The organism is Segatella copri (assembly GCF_015074785.1).
Taxonomy (GTDB): Bacteria; Bacteroidota; Bacteroidia; order Bacteroidales; family Bacteroidaceae; genus Prevotella.
In genome coordinates this window covers 1,969,251-1,986,497 of the sequence record NZ_CP042464.1, presented here as the reverse complement: position 1 = coordinate 1,986,497, position 17,247 = coordinate 1,969,251, and the positions used below count along the sequence as shown (strand labels likewise).

The following is a 17,247-nucleotide window of genomic DNA, read 5'->3' as shown; positions in this document are numbered from 1 at the left end:
AAAAGAACTATTCTTCCTATCCATCAACAAGCGCATCGAATGCCTCTTTGAAGTATTTGTCGAACCACTCGGCTGGGTGATCTGTTATCTGATGCTTGCCTGATTTCTCGATGTGAATGGCAACAATGTCGCCAAAATCGGAAGTGCCATCAATGAAAAGAATGTTTTCAAAAAGTGGTAGAGAGGCTCTTACTCGTTTGATGCCTTCCGTGAAGTTATATTCTATCACGTCTTGGTTTACATTATGACCGCCCATTGTGTATCTTTGGATAACACGAGATAGAGAATCTTCTTTCGAGGATAAGCCGAAAAAGATGAGGCTGATTTTATAACCTGCATCTTTAAAATCCTGAACAAGATTGACTGGCAAATCTGTAGAGAAGTTCGTTTCGAAAGCAAAATTCTTGTTTTGTGAAATGGCTTCTTCTTTTTCTTTCATCAATGAAGAGATAACAGTTCCATCTATCCATCGTTCTATCCAATCAGGATGTTCGTTTCGAAGAGACATTGCTAGAAGGTCTCCGTCAAAAGCTTTTACTGTAGAATAAAATATTCCAAGCCTACTTTTGCTAGCTCCATTTGGACCGGCTATAATTGTAAATTCAGGTCTTCTTTTCATAATCTTAATAGAAAAAGAGGTGTTACGAAGTAATTAATGGAGTAAGTAACTCATTTTTCCCTTTCCTGGAGCTGCAACTTGTTTTATGATAGTATATTCGCGTGTTGCAAAATCAAGAGTTGCTTCTACATCGCTTCCATCAGGATTAGCAAGATAGGTTTTCCCGTTTTCAAAATACGGCACGGAAATGCCCTTCGCCCACGCTTCCAGGTAGATTCGTTCCACCTCATCGTGTACGGCATTGTTGATTTCCCGAATCGACTTGCCATTCGAGAGTCGCCAACCTTCTATTTCTTCATATTTGCACATAAGCCTTTAACCTTTAGAAAACCTTTGAAAAATCTACTGCAAAAATACGAGGAATCTTTTTAATAGCCAAATGTTTTAACCTCTTTTTTCTATCAGCTCTTATCTGAAGCATCTGTTTTTGAAAGTTTTTCCCAAAAAGGTTTGTGGTTTCAGGAATAATGGCTAATTTTGCGGGCTGAAAGGGGAATCGCTTGATAGGCGATGATTCTTGGAATGATATAATATAAATAGGATATGGATAGGAAAAATGATGGCCTCAGACTGATGGATGGGGCTGGATATAAGAAGATAATAATAGCTTGTGACTCTTATAAGGGTTGCCTTTCGAGCAGAGAGGTAAATGAGGCGATTGCTTCGGGAGTGAAGGAATGGAATGCGGATGATGTTGCTCCCGAAATTATTACCCTGGAAATGAGTGATGGGGGAGAGGGAATGCTCGATGCTTTCCTCTCGGCAATGAAGGGAGAGCGAGTGAGGATTCATGCCCATGATGCGCTGATGAGATGGATTGAGGCTGAATACGGAATCGTGGATGATACGGCGATTATCGAGATTGCGCAGACCGCCGGACTGGCTCTGATTGAGTCTGAACAGCGCAACCCGATGAAGGCTACTTCCTGGGGCGTGGGCGAGATGATTATGAATGCTTATCGCCGGGGCGTGCGCCGTTTCATCGTGGGCTTGGGTGGCAGCGCCACATCCGATTGTGGCATCGGAATGCTTAAGGCGATGGGCGACGACTGGAAGAAAATCCGACAGGAATGCAGTTTTGTGCTGGCTTCGGATGTTACCAATCCGCTCTGTGGCGAAAACGGGGCGGCTCACGTCTTTGCGCCTCAGAAGGGAGCTGATGCTAAGATGGTGCAGATGCTGGATGATAGGGCAAGGAAGTTTGCCGAGGTAAGTGCCAAGCATTTCGGATATGATAGGAGTGCGGCTCCTGGGGCTGGTGCGGCCGGAGGACTGGGTTATGCTTTCCTGCAATATTTCAATGCTGAGGCACGACCAGGGGCTGAACTGCTTTTAGAGAAAATAGAGGTTGATGCGCTCATTCTGGATGCTGATCTCGTGATTACGGGCGAGGGACGTAGCGACCGCCAGACCTTGATGGGGAAACTGCCGCAAAGAATTCTTGAGCATGTTACCAATCAGAAAATATGGCTAGTATCGGGCGGAGTTAGCGATAGAAAGGCTATGCTGGATGCAGGATTTGATAGAGTTGTTCAGGTTACTCCTGAAGAAATGCCATTGGATGAGGCGATGAAGCCAGAAGTGGCTCGTAATAACATAATAAAGGCAATTCGTGAGCAATTTGCTTTGTAGTTTCAGTTATAATCTGTACCTTTGTGACCGTTTTCAAATAAGGTAAGAATAATGAAGTATATAATTTTTGATTTTGATGGAACCATCGGCGATTCGCAGAGTCTCATTGTGAAGACCTTGCAGGATACGATGCGTGCAAGAAAGCTGGAAGTGAAATCGGAGGAGGCTTGTGCCAAGACCATCGGTCTTCGATTGGATGAGGCCTTCGTTTCGCTCTTCGGAATGAGTGCTGAGGAGGGAATGGAATGCGCAGCAACCTATCGCGAGATTTTCCTGGAGAACAAAAAGACGATGATCGTGCAGCCCTTCCCTCATGTAATAGAAACCCTGAGAGAGTTGCATCGCTGTGGGTTTGTATTGGGTATGGCCAGCAGTCGAAACCATTGCTCGCTGGATGGATACGTGCATCAGATGCAGCTGGAGGATATATTCTCTTCCATTGTTGCAGGCGATGATGTGGAGCATGCGAAGCCAGCACCTGATATGGTCTTCAAGGCATTGAAGGAGATGAAGGGAACGGCAGATGAAACCCTTGTAGTGGGCGATATGAATTTCGATGTGAATATGGCGCATCATGCCGGCTGCAAGGCCTGTGCTGTGACTTATGGCAACGGAACTCGCCAACAGCTCGCCTCTGCCGAATGGATTATCGATGATTTCGCAGAACTCCTGGAAATCGTAAAAGAATAAACTGAACTCTGAATAAAAAGATAATTTTATCCTTGCTGGAATAAAAAAGCGGATAAAGTTATCTTTTTATTCATTTTTTTATAGTACCTTTGCACCCGCAATTGGTTTGCTGCCACCTTCTGCCGCCTCAGGCAGGATGAGTGCGTTGTGATTAAAAGGGAATCGGGTGAGAAGCCCGGACAGTCCCGCTGCTGTAAGCGTCTTATTGCGGCAAGCACCATGGTCACTGACATTTTTTCGGGAAGACCGCTTGCCATGAGTTTTGCATCTTTTTATGTTTACATAGAGTGAGATGCGGGGAGGACGCAAGTCAGAAGACCTGCCGTTGCCATCGGAAACAATATGATGAAAGAGTGTCTTTAGGATAAGAGATTCCGATGATTCTATCCAACCCCGTGGGATGGGTTCGTGATGGAGACACAGATAATAATATAAAAGATAGAATGAATGAAGGCATTGAGGATATTTTGTCTCGGTGGCTTGCTACTGTTGTATGCACAAGGGGGTCTGGGGCAAGATTCCATTCGTACCGAGCACTTGCATGAAGTAAAAGTGAATGCTCGGCAGCACCGGATACTTACGAGCACATCGCCTCTCCAGCTTTTGGACAATGGGGATATGTTAAGGCTTGGCGTTACGGATATGGCCGACGCTTTGCACCGCATGCCAGGCATCAATCTGCGCGACTATGGTGGGGCAGGAGGAATGAAGACGGTAGCTGTGCGTGGATTCGGAGCGGGACATACGGGAGTGAGTTACGATGGTGTGCTGCTCAGCGAATGTCAGGGTGGCGAAATTGATGTGTCCCGTTATTCGCTCGACCAGGTGCAGACATTGCGAATCACCATTGGTGACAACGACGACATTTTCATTTCGACCCGGCAAGCCTCGGTGGCAGCTTTGCTTGCCATCGAGACCATGAGCGAGATTCCCATCGACAAGCAGCCTCACCTCTCTACTCAGTTGCAGGTGGGGTCCTTCGGATATGTCTCGCCTTATCTGCGCTATGTGCAGAGATTGTCTGATAGGTTCACTCTCCAGGCGATGGGTGAGTACACCTATGCCGAAAACGACTATCCCTTCCTCTTGCGCAACGGTAAATATACCACCCATGAGCGACGCACCAACAGCCGGATGAACTCAGGGCATGGCGAACTGAATATGCACTGGATGATGGGCAGGCGAGCCGATGGCTTGAGCCGGAGCCAATTGTGGGCAAAGATCTACTATTATGACAACGACCGGCAGTTGCCTGGCATCGTGAGATATTATACCAATGTAACAGCCGAACAGTTGCTCGACCGCAACGCCTTTGCTCAGGCGAGATGGCAAGCCAGAAGTCTCGATGACCATTGGATGCTGAAGGTGCAAGCCAAGATGAACTGGGCGAGCTCTGCCTATCAGGACACGCTCGTGGCAAATCGGCGCAATGATGCTACCTACTGGCAGAGGGAATTTTATACTTCGGCAGCACTGATGTGGATGCCGGGGGACGGCTGGGCGGTGGATTACTCTGCCGACTGGATGATGAACTCGCTCAACAGCACTCTCGCCACCGACCTGCGACCTCATCGACATGGCATCCTGCAGTCGCTCTCCGCCCGATATGCGAAGGGAAGATGGGTGGCTCTTACCAGAATGCTGGCTTCGGTTTACCTCAACAGCGTGGGGCGCAAGATAGAGACTCAGCAAGGCAGCGCCAATCCTACCAAAGCAGGACAGGCTGCCAAGGATGCACGCCGGCTTTCTCCATCGCTTTCGCTTTCTTATCGGCTCCTGGGAAATGGTACTGCCAGCGATGAGCTTTATCTCAGGGCTTCGTACAAGGACATCTTCCGGGTTCCTACTTTCAACGAGAACTATTTCTTCCATTATGGAAGTTCAGATCTGAAGCCTGAGAAAACCCGACAGTTGAATGTCGGGCTTACGTGGAAAAAAACTTCTTCTGGAGATGGGGGAAACGGCGAATCCCTACGTTACAAGGGATGGAATATTCAAGCAACGCTGGACGGCTACTGCAATCGGGTGACCGACAAGATTGTGGGCGTTCCTTACAATATGTTCGTTTGGCGTACTGTGAACTTGGCACGGGTAGATGTCGTTGGCGCGGATGCCTCTTTGCGTGGTATCTGGCAGATGGCTCCGGGGCAGCAACTCTCGCTGCAAGGGTCGTATAGCTACCAGCACGTGGTGAATCATACCGATCGCTCGTCCAAATATTATGGCAATCAAGTAGCCTATATCCCTCTGCACTCGGGCAGTATTGCCTTGGGGTGGGAGAATCCTTGGGTGAATGTCTCGCTCCATGGACAGGGAATGAGCAAGCGATGGGCCAACAATGAACATTATGAAGGCACCGAAGTGGAGGGTTACTGGGACATGGGACTGACGCTCTATCGTCAGCTCGACGACCTACACCTCTTTGGCAAATCCCTGCGAGGCGTGAAGGTAAGGATGGATGTGAAGAACCTGCTGGCGAAGCAGTATGAACTCGTAGGGCATTATCCGATGCCTCGCCGCAGCTGGATGTTCAGCATCGGGTATAACTTCTAGATAGTAACAAATTAGATTCAAATATAAACAGAAAAAAGAAAAATGAAAAAGTATTTATTAGGTTTGGCGGTGCTCTTGATGGGCACTGCAGTGATGACATCATGCGATCCTGCCGAAGACTATCCTGAGACTTATCTCCAGGTGTATAGTACGGGCGCTTACGTTGTGAATTCTGGTAACATGTATAGCAAGATCGAGAGCTCTCTCACAGCCATCGACTATGCTTCAAGCACAGCTACACAGAATGTATTCAAGACTGCTAACGGTCGTTCGCTCGGTAATACTGCCAATGATGGCATCGTATATGGCAACAAGATTTATCTCGCCGTAGATCAGAGCAACACCATCGAGGTAATCGACAAGAAAACCAAGCAGAGTATCAAGCAAATCAAGACCACAGAGTTGCTGGGCAATGCCGAGGGCGCCGAGCCTCGCCATATTATCGCTGATGGTGGCAAGGTTTATTTTACCACATACGGTGGATATGTGGCTGCCGTGGACACCACAAGCTTTGCTCTTCAAAAGAAGTGGCAGGTGGGCAGCTATCCTGAGAGCTTGGTCATCGGCAATGGCAATCTCTATGTAGCTAACAGCAACTACGATTATGGTGGTGGCAACATCTCTTGCATCAATCTTTCCAACGACAATGTTGAGACTAAGAATATCGAGGGCGTGAACAATCCTACCAGCATCTATTATGCATCTAATGTTTTGTATGTTCTCGACAACCCAGTATATGGACCTGCTCCTGACTATGCGACCACTGGCGAGAATGCCCTACGTGCAGTGAGTTTCGCCGAGGGCAAGTCGCAGAAGGTGGCAGATGGCAACTATGCTGTATGCGTAACCCCTGGTACTACAACACGTACGCCGCAGTTGGTTCGTTCTTATTTCTTTGTGCTCAATGCACCTTATGGCGGCACTCCTAGCGTGAGCGTGCTTGCGGCAGGAAGTACACAACCACAGGCGCTGACGCTCTCTGAGATGCCTGTGAGCCCATGCGGAATCTTTGCCGACCCATTGAACGGTCATATCTTCGTGCTCTCTTATAAAATGGGCGATAAAGGTACTCCCGACTATAATGGCAATGGCTACGTAGTGGAGTATGACAGAGCTGGTCAGAAGCAGCATGAGTATGAGACTGGCGTAGGTTCTTGCGCTATGTTCTTTGACTCTGCCTACAAGACAGCATACGCAGAATAAGATGTCGCGAGACAGATGATTATATAACTCATCCAATCCATGGGGAAGTGTCGTTTCGGCGCTTCCCTTTTTTTGTGTGTCGGGCATGCTGTTTTATATATATTTTTGGCTCTTCGCAAATTTTGGTGCACATAATGCCCAACTGCAGAATTCTTTAAGAAAGTTTTACATAAAATGTTAGCGATTGTCCGACAAAAAATGTAAGTTTATTAGTGTTCAAAAAATAAGACTTACAATGGAGACAATCGCTAACATTTGCAAAGGTACAGAAAATTTAGGAAACAACCAAACGGATTTAAAATTAAATGCTTTTGAAGTGGGAGAAAACCTCGTTGCTTTCCTCATCCCCCACTTTGCTAATTTCGTTATAATCAACTATACCATCACAGAGGATGAAGTGGCACTGACGCTAAAAAGCAAGTCTACTTGCGCTTGCTGTGATCGTTGCCATATCGAGACACATCATACCCGTGGCTGGCAAAAAAGGAAAGTAACCATGCCTCCGCTCGGTGGAAAACGTTTTACACTGATTTTGTATATGCGTAAATTTCACTGTAAGGCCGATGGTCATTTCTTTACAGAGCAACAGCCCGATTGGCTCAACAAGTATGCTAGATTTTCCATTGACTGTACAAGACTAATGAACCAAGTGCACTTACAGATGTCATCAGTCTCAGCTTCCAGAATATTGTCGGATATGGGAATACATTGCTGCCCCAACACATGTATCAATCATCTCAAGAATATAAAACTAGCTTCAGATAGGACGGCAACCAACATTGGTATAGACGATTTTGCTAAAAGGAAAGGCTATTCGTATGGTAGTGCCATCGTCAATCATGACACTGGTCAAGTGTTGGAATTGATTGATTCTAGAGACTCCGAAAAGGTCGCTGAAGTCCTGAGCCTCTATCATCATGTGTCCACCATCACTCGCGATAGGGGCAAGTGTTACATCAAGGCTATAAAGAAGGCTCTTCCTGCAGCAACTGTTGTCGCAGACAAATTCCATATTATGGAAAATTTGACGAAAGCACTTTTCCCACAAGTCCAAAGCCGCTTCTTGCATGAAAGAAAACGTTTGTTGGACAAAAGTGAAATTGGTCCCAAACCTCCAGTCTTAGATCAATCCTGGGTGCTACAAGGTATTTATGCATCTTTGGACTCAATGAGTAAAGACGTGGAAAAAGCTAAAACATTGGCTAAGCGGAAGTTGTGTCTTCAAATGCATGTAAATCAAGAGCTCTCTATAAAGGATATCCATGACAAAACAGGCTATAGCAGTTGCGAGATTAAGAAACTGCTAGATGCAACTTATGAGAGTTTTCTCAACCCTAGCCAACTATGGGTATATAAAAATGTGAAGTACATATCAGATAGAATCTTAGAGAAAAAGACTTTGGAATACTCAGGTGTGGTCAAGGGCGTTCATGGTTCGGGGAAAAAGTATGCAATGAAAATGTTGCTGTCCATTCTGAGGGAGAAATGGAAAAATGAATATGGGGAGTACAAAGAAAGAATGAGGAAATTTCTATCAAAAGAAAGCATACGAATGGAAGAGCATGATCTTTGGAACGCAATTGTACACTTTAATTCAAGACCAAAGACGGAATCTGTCAAGATTTTCATGCAACAAAAAAACATGTATGATTTGAAATACTTTGTCTCCACATTTCAAGGGATATTGAGTGGAGAGAACAAAATGGGACTATACAAATGGATAAATATGGCCATTGGATGTGGGGTGGATGGAATAGAAAAGTTTGCCATGGGTTTGCTTGACGACTACCAGGCCATCAAGAATTCCATTACCAGCAAATGGAACAATGGAATTCTTGAAGGAACGGTATGCAAGATAAAAACAGTAAAACGAATTATGGCAGGACGAGCCTCCATCACCTTGTTGGAGAAAAAGGTTGCGCTTAAGCTTTAGCACTATGTGCACCAAAATTTGCGAAGAGCCATATTTTTTTGCGTCAAAGAATTGCCATATTGCCATATTGATAGGTTATCTCTTTGATTACGAATGCATTATGGGTATGGCAATTCTCTGTTCTTCGGTTTTATCTGCCATATATTGCCATAAAAACAGCGACATATAGGTGTTTTAGAGGGATTTTGGGGTGAAAACTAAGAGAGCATTGAGCAAAAATCTTTTTGGGGTACAATGCTTGGCTTTTTTCATTTGTTTTTTTGCAATTTAACTGACGACATAGAAGAAATTACGTCCCGACGTAGCATCTGATACGTCCCGACGTAATAATCATTATGTCGCGACGTACAGCCAGATACGTCGCGACGCAGTTTCCTGAACGTCCTGGTTGCATCTGGTAAAGCTTTTGAAAACGGCTGCATAGAAACAAAAAAGGTGTGTCTTAAGGCAAAGACACACCTTTTCTTTTGTTTTTTATTGTTTCAGAACCGAGTTCTTCTTTATCTTTTTCGAATCTTTATTCCTCCATCAACTTGCGGTAGCGACCCTTCTTGATCTCTGTATCTCCAAGACGGCGCGCCTTGTTGATTTCATACTCCGAATAGCTGCCCTCAAAGAAGAAGACCTCACCATTGCCCTCGAAGGCAAGGATGTGGGTACAGATTCGGTCGAGGAACCAGCGGTCGTGGCTGATTACCACCGCACAACCGGCAAACGCCTCTAAACCTTCCTCCAAGGCACGCAGCGTGTTCACGTCGATATCGTTGGTTGGCTCATCGAGGAGCAATACGTTGCCTTCCTGCTTCAATGCCAATGCCAACTGCAGGCGGTTGCGCTCACCACCAGAAAGTACGCTGCAGAGCTTGCTCTGGTCGGTGCCCGAGAAGTTGAAGCGGCTGATGTAAGCACGTGCATTCACATCTCTGCCACCCAGACGCAAGGTTTCGTTGCCCTGGGAAATCACCTCGTAAACAGTCTTTTGTGGGTCGATGTCCTTGTGCTGCTGGTCAACATAAGCCAGCTTCACGGTTTCACCCACCTCGAATGTTCCGCCGTCTGCCTGATCCAATCCCATGATGAGGCGGAAGAGGGTAGTCTTGCCGGCTCCGTTAGGACCAATCACACCTACGATGCCGTTAGGAGGAAGCATGAAGTTGAGGTCGTTGAAGAGAACCTTCTCGCCGAACGCCTTCTTAACGTGCTGAGCCTCGATCACCTTGTTGCCCAGACGAGGACCATTAGGGATGAAGATTTCCAGTTTCTCCTCGCGCTCCTTCTGCTCCTGGTTGAGCATCTGCTCGTAAGAGTTCAGACGAGCCTTACCCTTAGCCTGACGGGCCTTAGGCGCCATACGAACCCATTCCAACTCGCGCTCCAATGTCTTGCGACGCTTAGAGGCAGTCTTCTCCTCCTGAATCATTCGCTTGGTCTTCTGGTCGAGCCAAGAAGAGTAGTTGCCCTTCCATGGAATACCCTCACCACGGTCCAATTCCAGAATCCACTCGCTCACGTCGTCGAGGAAGTAGCGGTCGTGGGTTACGGCGATTACGGTACCCTCATACTGCTGCAGGTGTTGCTCCAGCCAGTCGATGCTCTCAGCATCCAGGTGGTTGGTAGGCTCATCGAGCAGGAGTACGTCCGGCTTCTGCAGGAGCAGGCGGCAGAGAGCCACACGGCGGCGCTCACCACCCGAGAGATTGGTAACAGGCCAATCGCCAGGAGGACAGTGTAGGGCAGCCATCGCACGCTCCAGCTTGGAGTCGATGTTCCAGGCATCGGTAGCATCAATGATATCCTGCACCTCAGCCTGACGCTGCATCAGCTTGTCCATCTTATCAGGGTCTCCGTAATATTCTTCGAGACCGAACTTATTGTTGATGTCCTCGTATTCTGCGAGTGCATCATAGATTTTCTGCACACCCTCCATCACGTTTTCCTTCACGGTCTTGTTCTCGTCGAGCGGAGGATCCTGAGGCAAGTAGCCCACAGAGTAGCCTGGGCTCCAAACCACCTCACCTTGGGTAGGTTGCTCAAGTCCTGCGATGATTTTCATCAACGTAGATTTACCGGCACCGTTCAAACCGATGATGCCGATTTTTGCTCCGTAGAAGAACGATAGGTAGATGTTCTTCAGAATCTGTTTCTGGTTTTGTGGGATAATCTTAGATACGCCCACCATTGAGAAGATAATCTTCTTGTCGTCAACTGTTGCCATATATATTATTAAATAATGTGTATTTGTGAATTTATAGAATTTCTATTTGTCTCCATATTCATCGAAACTTTTGGTCTTGGGGTCGCCAAGAATGTCGATGACTTCCTGTTTGGTCATACCACGTGTCTTGAAACTTGTCAACCCATTCTAATGTAGTCTGAATACAATGGGAACGGTATAGTGTACGCGTGTAGCCTCGCCCCTTATTTTGCCGGGTGTCCATTTCCCCAATGTGCTCACAACACGGATGCCTTCCTGTTCGAAGAGAGTGCGAATTTGTGAGCGGACTTGGGTTTGCTCAGCTCCTGACAGCTTGTTGAAATCTTTGCCGTTAGGGTTGTCTAACACCTGATAACTTTGTATTCCGACATCAGAGACGTTTCCATCTTTCTCGACGATAAATTCCACTTTTACTTTGGCTGCGGCTTTATACTTTTGGCACAACTTTGGAAACTTGGTATTGACGGATAGTTGCTTCATCAAGACCGCCTCTCCACCAGGGTAGTGGGGCATCTCTATAAAGGCTGTTAGCTTACCTAAATTGTTGAGCGAGTCCAGTTTCTGCATCATTTCCTCGGCCTTGACGGTAGAGAAGTATACTTTTCCCTCAGGGTCGATGAGATAGGAGGTTGGAATCCATGAGATGTGGTAATCCTTGGAAATCTGAGTTTCCTTCCATTTCTTTCCCTCGCAGTATTGCATCCACTGATCGTAGTGGTTGCTGCTGAGATATTTGTTCATCTTTTCCTTGTCGGTATCGAATGAAATCCCGACGAGCTGTATCTTCGTGAGATATTTTTTTGATATTTCTTTTACCTTTGGCATGTCCTTGCGACAGTCTGGACACCATGAAGCCCAGAAGTCGAGTACGGTCCATACGCCTGGTACCACCTTGCCGTCTGCATCGGTCTTGGTCTTCCAATCGGACAGACGGAATATTTTCTCGCCTGTCTTGTCATTGGTGATTTGGAAGTCAGGTGCTTCAGTGCCAACTGGTAGCAACTCTGTGGTTGTTTGTGCTCTGCCGACAACAGCTGTTGCCAAGAGCAAAAATAATGTTATCTTCATATCTTTTGTCGTTTAAAAAAGGTGAATCATGTATATTGATACGAATATCATTTGTGGCAAAGATACGCTTTTTTTCTTAAATAACCAAAGAAAAATGATGTTTTCGTAATAAAAAAGATAGTTTTATTTTGTATAGTCTTCGAATTATATTATCTTTGCAAGCAAACTATAAAAGAAAGGAATAATATGGATGCAACTTATATTGACCTGACCATTCGCCTGTCTCTCGCCCTGCTTTTGGGAGGTGCGATAGGAATAGAGCGAGAATATCGTGCCAAGGAGGCTGGTTTCCGTACTCACTTCCTCGTGGCATTGGGAAGTGCGCTTTTCTGTGTTGTTTCCCAGTATGGATTCGGATTTGACTTAAAGGATTCTTCCCGTGTAGCTGCGCAGGTGGTTTCGGGTATTGGATTCCTGGGCGCAGGAACGATTATCTTTCAAAAGAACGTGGTGAGAGGATTGACTACTGCTGCAGGCTTGTGGGTGACGGCAGCCATCGGTCTGGCGTGCGGTACGGGAATGTATGTGGCTGCAATTATTACTACGGCGATGGTGCTACTGGGACTGGAAGTATTGAACTACTGGATTCCGCAGTTGGGAACCTCTACCATCGAACTGAATTTCTCTGCTCCATCAAGGGACAGCGTGAAGGAATTCATCAGTAAAATCAAACAGAAAGGCATGGAAGTTCATTCTTACGAACTGAAAGAACGGAGATTTTCTAAGGAAGAATTTGTGGAGGCGAGCATTGAAATAAAAGCCAAACGGGGTTTCCATACGCTGGAGATTCTGGATTATATGAATGATTTCTCGGACGTCACGATTTCGACGATTAAATAGAAAGAAAAGATAAAAAGGAGTTAAGACCATCATCTTAACTCCTTTTTATCTTTATATGCTTAGAAAATCCTAGCCAGATAGTCGTAGTGTTCTCCTTCAGCCACGAGTTCGCCCTGCAAGCCGCAGGTTTCGGCGATGGATTTGAGCAATGGGAAATCTACGTAGAGCCAGTCGAAACAGTCTCCCTTAATGTCTTTGTAAATCATCTGATAATCCACTTCACCATAGTAGGCACCATTCAGATTGATGTCGAAACTTCCGTCTTCATTCTCGTAGATATATTTGAGGTCGGAGGAATCGATAAGAATCTGTCCGCCCTTGTTGAGCAAAGCCTTGAGACGGTTGAAGAGGGTAGGGAGATGTTCTATCTTTCCGGCGATACCCGTTCCGTTCATCAGGAGGAGGATGGTATCGAACCCTGTTTCCAGATGTTCATCGAAAAGATTGATGCATTCCGCATCCTTTACTCCTCTCAGTTCCATCGCTTCGCAGCTCAGAGGAGAAATATCAATGGCTTTTACCTCCAAGCCCTTCTCCTGCAAGGCGAGCGTATGGCAGCCGCTGCCGGCTCCGATATCCAGTACACGCCCTTTTGTGAGTTGCAAGGCCTTCTGCTCCAGCATCGGCATCTCCTCAACTTTTCTGAAGAGATGTTTCACCGGCATTTCGTCCTCTTCGAACATAGAAGAGAGCACACGTAATCTTCCTGCTCTTCCCGATTTCTGATAATCAAGGATAGCGGCACCCATCGGGTCTTTGTCTTTTGATAATATCTTTGTATTCATTTATTTTGCAATTATTGAGTGCAAAATTAATGTTTTTTCATTGAATATGCAAGTTTTGAGGAGATATTCTGCTGCTTCTTAATATTTCTCCTACCTTTTGCTTTTCGCTTTCAAAACTGAATTGCTGATAGATGATAGTGGCATTCTGCAAATCTATGATATGAGGAGCCATCAGTCTGAGGGCTTTCATCTTGCTGTCACCAAAAGTGAATATATTCATCATGCTGACGGCTTGGGCGCAGGAATAGTAACAGCCGAGGCTAGCCACTTCTATCAGATCGAACTTGTTGTCATCAAAGCTTGCCTTCTTCACCTTATTATATAGTTTAGAGAAGGAAGCATCATCGAGACAATAGCCGTAATCCATTCTGCCATCAGGATCACATCTTCCATCGTAGAGGGGTGGAGTTGGGTGTGGCTGCTGTACATTCGATGTTTGGCTGTTTAGTTCTATGATTTTTGTATCGTACTGCACAACCTTTCCGTTTCTGTCGAAGAAGACCGTGATGTACTTGGAATCTCCAGACAGATAATTATATTTGTCATATTCCCATTTGTCCCCATACATGTCGAAACTGGTGAGCTTAGGTTTTCCAAGAATGGCTATTACTTCCTGCTTGGTCATTCCCCGCTCCACGTTTCTTTTTCCTTTAGCCGAAGCCGAGAGGCATACGGCAAACATCAATATGGTTGTGGCGATAAGCGCCATTACTTCATTTCTTTTCATAAGCGATACTGTTTTTATAAGTTATTATATTGTTTTATGGTTGCAAAAGTACAGCTTTCTTTTGAAATAAAAAGAGAAGGATTCCCTAAAGTATAAAGGGGAAATCCCTATTCCCGATTTGCAGAGCCTAGTGGCAACATTCTTTGGTTGTACGACAATACACCCTTTAGTTGTATAGCTATATATCCATTGGTCGTATGACTGTTCTATACTTCGAAAAAATGGTCTTAGTCCCACCAAGATTGTGCATAGTAGGCAAGTAACTTATGGTATAAGTACCATGCTTTCAACTGGTATAGTTCATGAGGATGCTCTATATACCAATCTTTAGCTTTTTGGTTATGTGATAATTTCAGATAGCGGTCAAGGTTTCTCATATTTACCTTTACCAAGCAATGGTACTTCACATTGTCGTCTTTCATTTTATAGAACTTTCCATCATCTATTGGCACAAACTCCATCTCTCCTTCATAGTCGAAAAGATCAACATTATTGTCAAGCATAATATCATGGAGTTTGACCGCCATTTTTATCCAACGTACTATTGGCTCGTAAGTTTCTGCTGTAGCGAAATATCCATGTTTATAATGTGCTATTAACTCTTCCATGTATGTTTTCTGCAAATCATAAAAATATTCATAAGAGAATGGATATGTATGGAAGGCTGCTTGTTTTACGAGCTTCCAACGTCTTTTGTTACAGCATATTCTGAACCAGCAACATACAGAGCGGTATTTGTCTGTTACATGGCAATACCACCAGATATCTATGTCTTCCCATAGTTTGGCAAGTCCTTTCTTCTCCTCCCTATCAATTAATTTTAAACTCATATCTTTGTCCTCCAATTAAAACGCCACAAAGATACTAATTATATCTGAAAATGAGAGGGATAAAGCGAAAAAATCCATCTTTTGTTTGTAAGTTTGTAATTTTTTGATTAACTTTACCGCCGAATAGGCAAAGAGGATGACAAATGACGTCTCCTTACCTAAATATAATTAAGAAAATGAGAACAGCGAAGGAATTATTTGCAGAGCTAAATAGCTTTGATGAAAATAGAAGAATAGAGGCCAAGTCGGCATCGGCTGTTGGCAAGAGCATGATGGAAACGGTTTGTGCTTTTGCCAACGAGCCTGGTCTGTGCGGTGGCTATCTGCTTTTAGGTGCCAAGCGTACCGGAATAGCTGAAGATGGCAGACCTATTTATGAGCCTGAGAATATAGAGTATACAGACAAGATTCAATCTGATTTTGTCGCTATGTGCAATTCGATGTTCAATGTCCGTATTCGCCCGATTATTAATGTGGAGGAATATTTGGGTAAGACCGTTATTGTTGTCAAAATAGAAGAGTTACCTGAGAGTCAGAAACCAGCGTATTTTGCCAAGCGTGGTTTGCCTGAGGGGGCGTTTCGTCGTATTGGTCCTTCTGATGAAAAATGCTCAGAAGAGGATATGTATCTTTTCTATCAATCTGCTGATACCTATGATAGTTGTATTGTAGATGATGCAGATCTTGATGATATAGATGAGAATGCACTCAATTTCTATCGTAAACTTCGCAAGGAAGTGAATCCTGATGCGGAAGAACTGACGCTGAATGATGTAGATTTGTTGAGGGCATTAGGAGCTATTAAGAAGAATAAGCAAGGTGGATATGATTTGACTTATACGGGGCTCTTGGTTTTTGGAAAACAAATGTCGCTTCGTCGTTTGGTTCCTTCTTTCAGAGTTGATTACATTAGAATTTCTGGCAATCAATGGTTAGCTGATGGCGATAATCGCTTTGAGCAAACTATTGATATGCGCGGACCATTAATCCTCATGGTAAACAAGGCATGTAGTGCTGTGATGGATGACCTGCCAAAAGGCTTTGAACTGAAGAAAGATTCCATGCAGGCATCTACACCAGCGATTCTTCCAAACAAGGTATTGCGTGAGGCGATTGTCAATTCGTATATTCATCGTTCGAATCGTGTGAACCAGCCGATTCAGATTATCCGCTATTCCAATCGTATTGAGATTCATAATCCAGGCTATTCTCTGAAACCTCAGGATGATTGGGGAGAGCCAGGCTCTATGCTTCGTAATCCAAGAATCAGCGAGATTTTCCATGATACGAATCTTGCAGAGACTAAGGGTACTGGTATTGGTGCGATGCGCAGATTGATGAAGGAGGCTGGTTTGATGCCGCCGACTTTTGAGTCGAACCATGAAGCGAATAAGTTTACGGCAAGACTTCTGCTCCATCATTTCCTCAGCAAGGAGAATATGGAGTGGTTGGCTCAATATGCCGAGTTTGGTTTGGTGAATGAGCAGAAGTTGGCTCTAGTCTTCGTGAGAGAAGTGGGTGCGATAGATAATGCTACTTATCGCCAGCTGGATTCTTCGATCACTCATGCCCGTGCACGCTTGGAGATTCATAAACTCTGTGATCTTGGATTCCTAGAGAAAAAAGGGCAAGGTCGTAACACTTATTATATAAGAACCTCCAAGGTGGTATCTTTAGGCGAAAGGTTACCACCTCAGGACGAAAGGTTACTACCTCAGCATGGTATATTAGGCGAAAGGTACCAAGGTGAGAACGAAAGGTACCAAGCTTTTGAAGAAAGGTACCAAGGTGAGGTTGGTACCTTTGAAGAAAGGTACCAAGGTGTAAATCGGGAAGAATTGTTGCTTCTGTTGCCTGATCATATAAAAAAGAGAATTGATGAGGTTGGGAAAAGGGTTCCTAAAGATGTTCTTAATAAGCTGGTGGTTGATATGTGTTCTATTGTTCCTTTAAGTATGGATGACCTTTCTGTATTGCTACATAGAAATTCAAAGTCATTCAAAAATAAGAATATTAAGGTTCTGTTGGAAAACAATCAGCTCTTCTATTGGATTCCGGAGATGATTAATCATCCACAGCAAAAGTATATAGCAGATCCTTCAATGACTCGAAGTAAAACAAAGAAGAAAAAATAAAATAAAAAAGTCCGTGG

General features: G+C 44.9%; 14 protein-coding genes and 1 riboswitch. Of the genes, 7 read left to right on the top strand and 7 right to left on the bottom strand.

Annotated elements, in window-relative coordinates; all coding sequences use genetic code 11:
• Positions 1 to 16: 16 nt before the first annotated feature.
• Entirely contained in the window at positions 17 to 619 is a 603-nt protein-coding gene (locus FO447_RS08635) for a hypothetical protein (protein WP_006846405.1), read from the bottom strand.
• Between the two features lie 33 nt (positions 620 to 652).
• Positions 653 to 928: a xenobiotic reductase B gene (locus FO447_RS08630; RefSeq protein ID WP_117693853.1), complete on the bottom strand. Its 276-nt coding sequence runs from the start codon at positions 926 to 928 to the stop codon at positions 653 to 655.
• A 234-nt stretch (positions 929 to 1,162) separates the two neighbouring features.
• On the opposite strand from FO447_RS08630, the gene FO447_RS08625 reads away from it, so the two are divergent.
• The 5 genes from FO447_RS08625 (at position 1,163) to FO447_RS08605 (ending at position 8,630) form a co-directional block, all read left to right on the top strand.
• A complete protein-coding gene (locus FO447_RS08625; RefSeq protein WP_200756057.1) occupies positions 1,163 to 2,251 on the top strand; it encodes a glycerate kinase family protein in 1,089 nt (362 codons plus the stop codon).
• Between the two features lie 51 nt (positions 2,252 to 2,302).
• Complete coding sequence (locus FO447_RS08620; RefSeq protein ID WP_200756056.1) at positions 2,303 to 2,941, top strand: HAD family hydrolase; 639 nt, start codon at positions 2,303 to 2,305, stop codon at positions 2,939 to 2,941.
• A gap of 112 nt (positions 2,942 to 3,053) precedes the next feature.
• Positions 3,054 to 3,282, top strand: a riboswitch (cobalamin riboswitch).
• Positions 3,283 to 3,388: 106 nt separating this feature from the next.
• Entirely contained in the window at positions 3,389 to 5,494 is a 2,106-nt protein-coding gene (locus tag FO447_RS08615) for a TonB-dependent receptor plug domain-containing protein (RefSeq protein ID WP_200756055.1), read from the top strand.
• A 42-nt stretch (positions 5,495 to 5,536) separates the two neighbouring features.
• Positions 5,537 to 6,697: a YncE family protein gene (locus FO447_RS08610; protein ID WP_200756054.1), complete on the top strand. Its 1,161-nt coding sequence runs from the start codon at positions 5,537 to 5,539 to the stop codon at positions 6,695 to 6,697.
• A 235-nt stretch (positions 6,698 to 6,932) separates the two neighbouring features.
• Positions 6,933 to 8,630 (top strand): ISL3 family transposase, encoded by a 1,698-nt coding sequence (locus tag FO447_RS08605; RefSeq protein ID WP_118082171.1) that lies wholly within the window; start codon positions 6,933 to 6,935, stop codon positions 8,628 to 8,630.
• A gap of 517 nt (positions 8,631 to 9,147) precedes the next feature.
• Here FO447_RS08605 and ettA read toward each other — a convergent pair.
• Positions 9,148 to 10,845: an energy-dependent translational throttle protein EttA gene (ettA, locus tag FO447_RS08600; RefSeq protein WP_006847047.1), complete on the bottom strand. Its 1,698-nt coding sequence runs from the start codon at positions 10,843 to 10,845 to the stop codon at positions 9,148 to 9,150.
• A gap of 147 nt (positions 10,846 to 10,992) precedes the next feature.
• Positions 10,993 to 11,913, bottom strand: coding sequence for a thioredoxin-like domain-containing protein (locus FO447_RS08595; RefSeq protein ID WP_200756053.1), 921 nt, complete (start codon positions 11,911 to 11,913; stop codon positions 10,993 to 10,995).
• Between the two features lie 186 nt (positions 11,914 to 12,099).
• On the opposite strand from FO447_RS08595, the gene FO447_RS08590 reads away from it, so the two are divergent.
• Complete coding sequence (locus tag FO447_RS08590; RefSeq protein WP_119227246.1) at positions 12,100 to 12,753, top strand: MgtC/SapB family protein; 654 nt, start codon at positions 12,100 to 12,102, stop codon at positions 12,751 to 12,753.
• 59 nt (positions 12,754 to 12,812) lie between these two features.
• Here FO447_RS08590 and FO447_RS08585 read toward each other — a convergent pair whose 3' ends face one another.
• From FO447_RS08585 to FO447_RS08575, 3 genes are all read right to left on the bottom strand, one after another.
• Complete coding sequence (locus tag FO447_RS08585; protein WP_119227247.1) at positions 12,813 to 13,538, bottom strand: class I SAM-dependent methyltransferase; 726 nt, start codon at positions 13,536 to 13,538, stop codon at positions 12,813 to 12,815.
• A 37-nt stretch (positions 13,539 to 13,575) separates the two neighbouring features.
• On the bottom strand, positions 13,576 to 14,265 hold the full coding sequence (locus FO447_RS08580) for a DUF4476 domain-containing protein (RefSeq protein WP_118140110.1): 690 nt from the start codon (positions 14,263 to 14,265) through the stop codon (positions 13,576 to 13,578).
• Positions 14,266 to 14,492: 227 nt separating this feature from the next.
• Complete coding sequence (locus FO447_RS08575; protein WP_147346975.1) at positions 14,493 to 15,095, bottom strand: hypothetical protein; 603 nt, start codon at positions 15,093 to 15,095, stop codon at positions 14,493 to 14,495.
• 176 nt (positions 15,096 to 15,271) lie between these two features.
• Between FO447_RS08575 and FO447_RS08570 the strand changes: the two genes are divergently transcribed.
• Positions 15,272 to 17,230 (top strand): ATP-binding protein, encoded by a 1,959-nt coding sequence (locus FO447_RS08570; RefSeq protein ID WP_200756052.1) that lies wholly within the window; start codon positions 15,272 to 15,274, stop codon positions 17,228 to 17,230.
• The last annotated feature ends 17 nt before the right edge of the window (positions 17,231 to 17,247 follow it).

Bases quoted from the DNA above. Each gene is read 5' to 3' on its own strand.
- FO447_RS08635 (WP_006846405.1), bottom strand. From the start codon at position 619: ATGAAAAGAAGACCTGAATTTACAATTATAGCCGGTCCAAATGGAGCT.
- FO447_RS08630 (WP_117693853.1), bottom strand. From the start codon at position 928: ATGTGCAAATATGAAGAAATAGAAGGTTGGCGACTCTCGAATGGCAAG.
- FO447_RS08625 (WP_200756057.1), top strand. From the start codon at position 1,163: ATGGATAGGAAAAATGATGGCCTCAGACTGATGGATGGGGCTGGATAT.
- FO447_RS08620 (WP_200756056.1), top strand. From the start codon at position 2,303: ATGAAGTATATAATTTTTGATTTTGATGGAACCATCGGCGATTCGCAG.
- FO447_RS08615 (WP_200756055.1), top strand. From the start codon at position 3,389: ATGAAGGCATTGAGGATATTTTGTCTCGGTGGCTTGCTACTGTTGTAT.
- FO447_RS08610 (WP_200756054.1), top strand. From the start codon at position 5,537: ATGAAAAAGTATTTATTAGGTTTGGCGGTGCTCTTGATGGGCACTGCA.
- FO447_RS08605 (WP_118082171.1), top strand. From the start codon at position 6,933: ATGGAGACAATCGCTAACATTTGCAAAGGTACAGAAAATTTAGGAAAC.
- ettA (WP_006847047.1), bottom strand. From the start codon at position 10,845: ATGGCAACAGTTGACGACAAGAAGATTATCTTCTCAATGGTGGGCGTA.
- FO447_RS08595 (WP_200756053.1), bottom strand. From the start codon at position 11,913: ATGAAGATAACATTATTTTTGCTCTTGGCAACAGCTGTTGTCGGCAGA.
- FO447_RS08590 (WP_119227246.1), top strand. From the start codon at position 12,100: ATGGATGCAACTTATATTGACCTGACCATTCGCCTGTCTCTCGCCCTG.
- FO447_RS08585 (WP_119227247.1), bottom strand. From the start codon at position 13,538: ATGAATACAAAGATATTATCAAAAGACAAAGACCCGATGGGTGCCGCT.
- FO447_RS08580 (WP_118140110.1), bottom strand. From the start codon at position 14,265: ATGAAAAGAAATGAAGTAATGGCGCTTATCGCCACAACCATATTGATG.
- FO447_RS08575 (WP_147346975.1), bottom strand. From the start codon at position 15,095: ATGAGTTTAAAATTAATTGATAGGGAGGAGAAGAAAGGACTTGCCAAA.
- FO447_RS08570 (WP_200756052.1), top strand. From the start codon at position 15,272: ATGAGAACAGCGAAGGAATTATTTGCAGAGCTAAATAGCTTTGATGAA.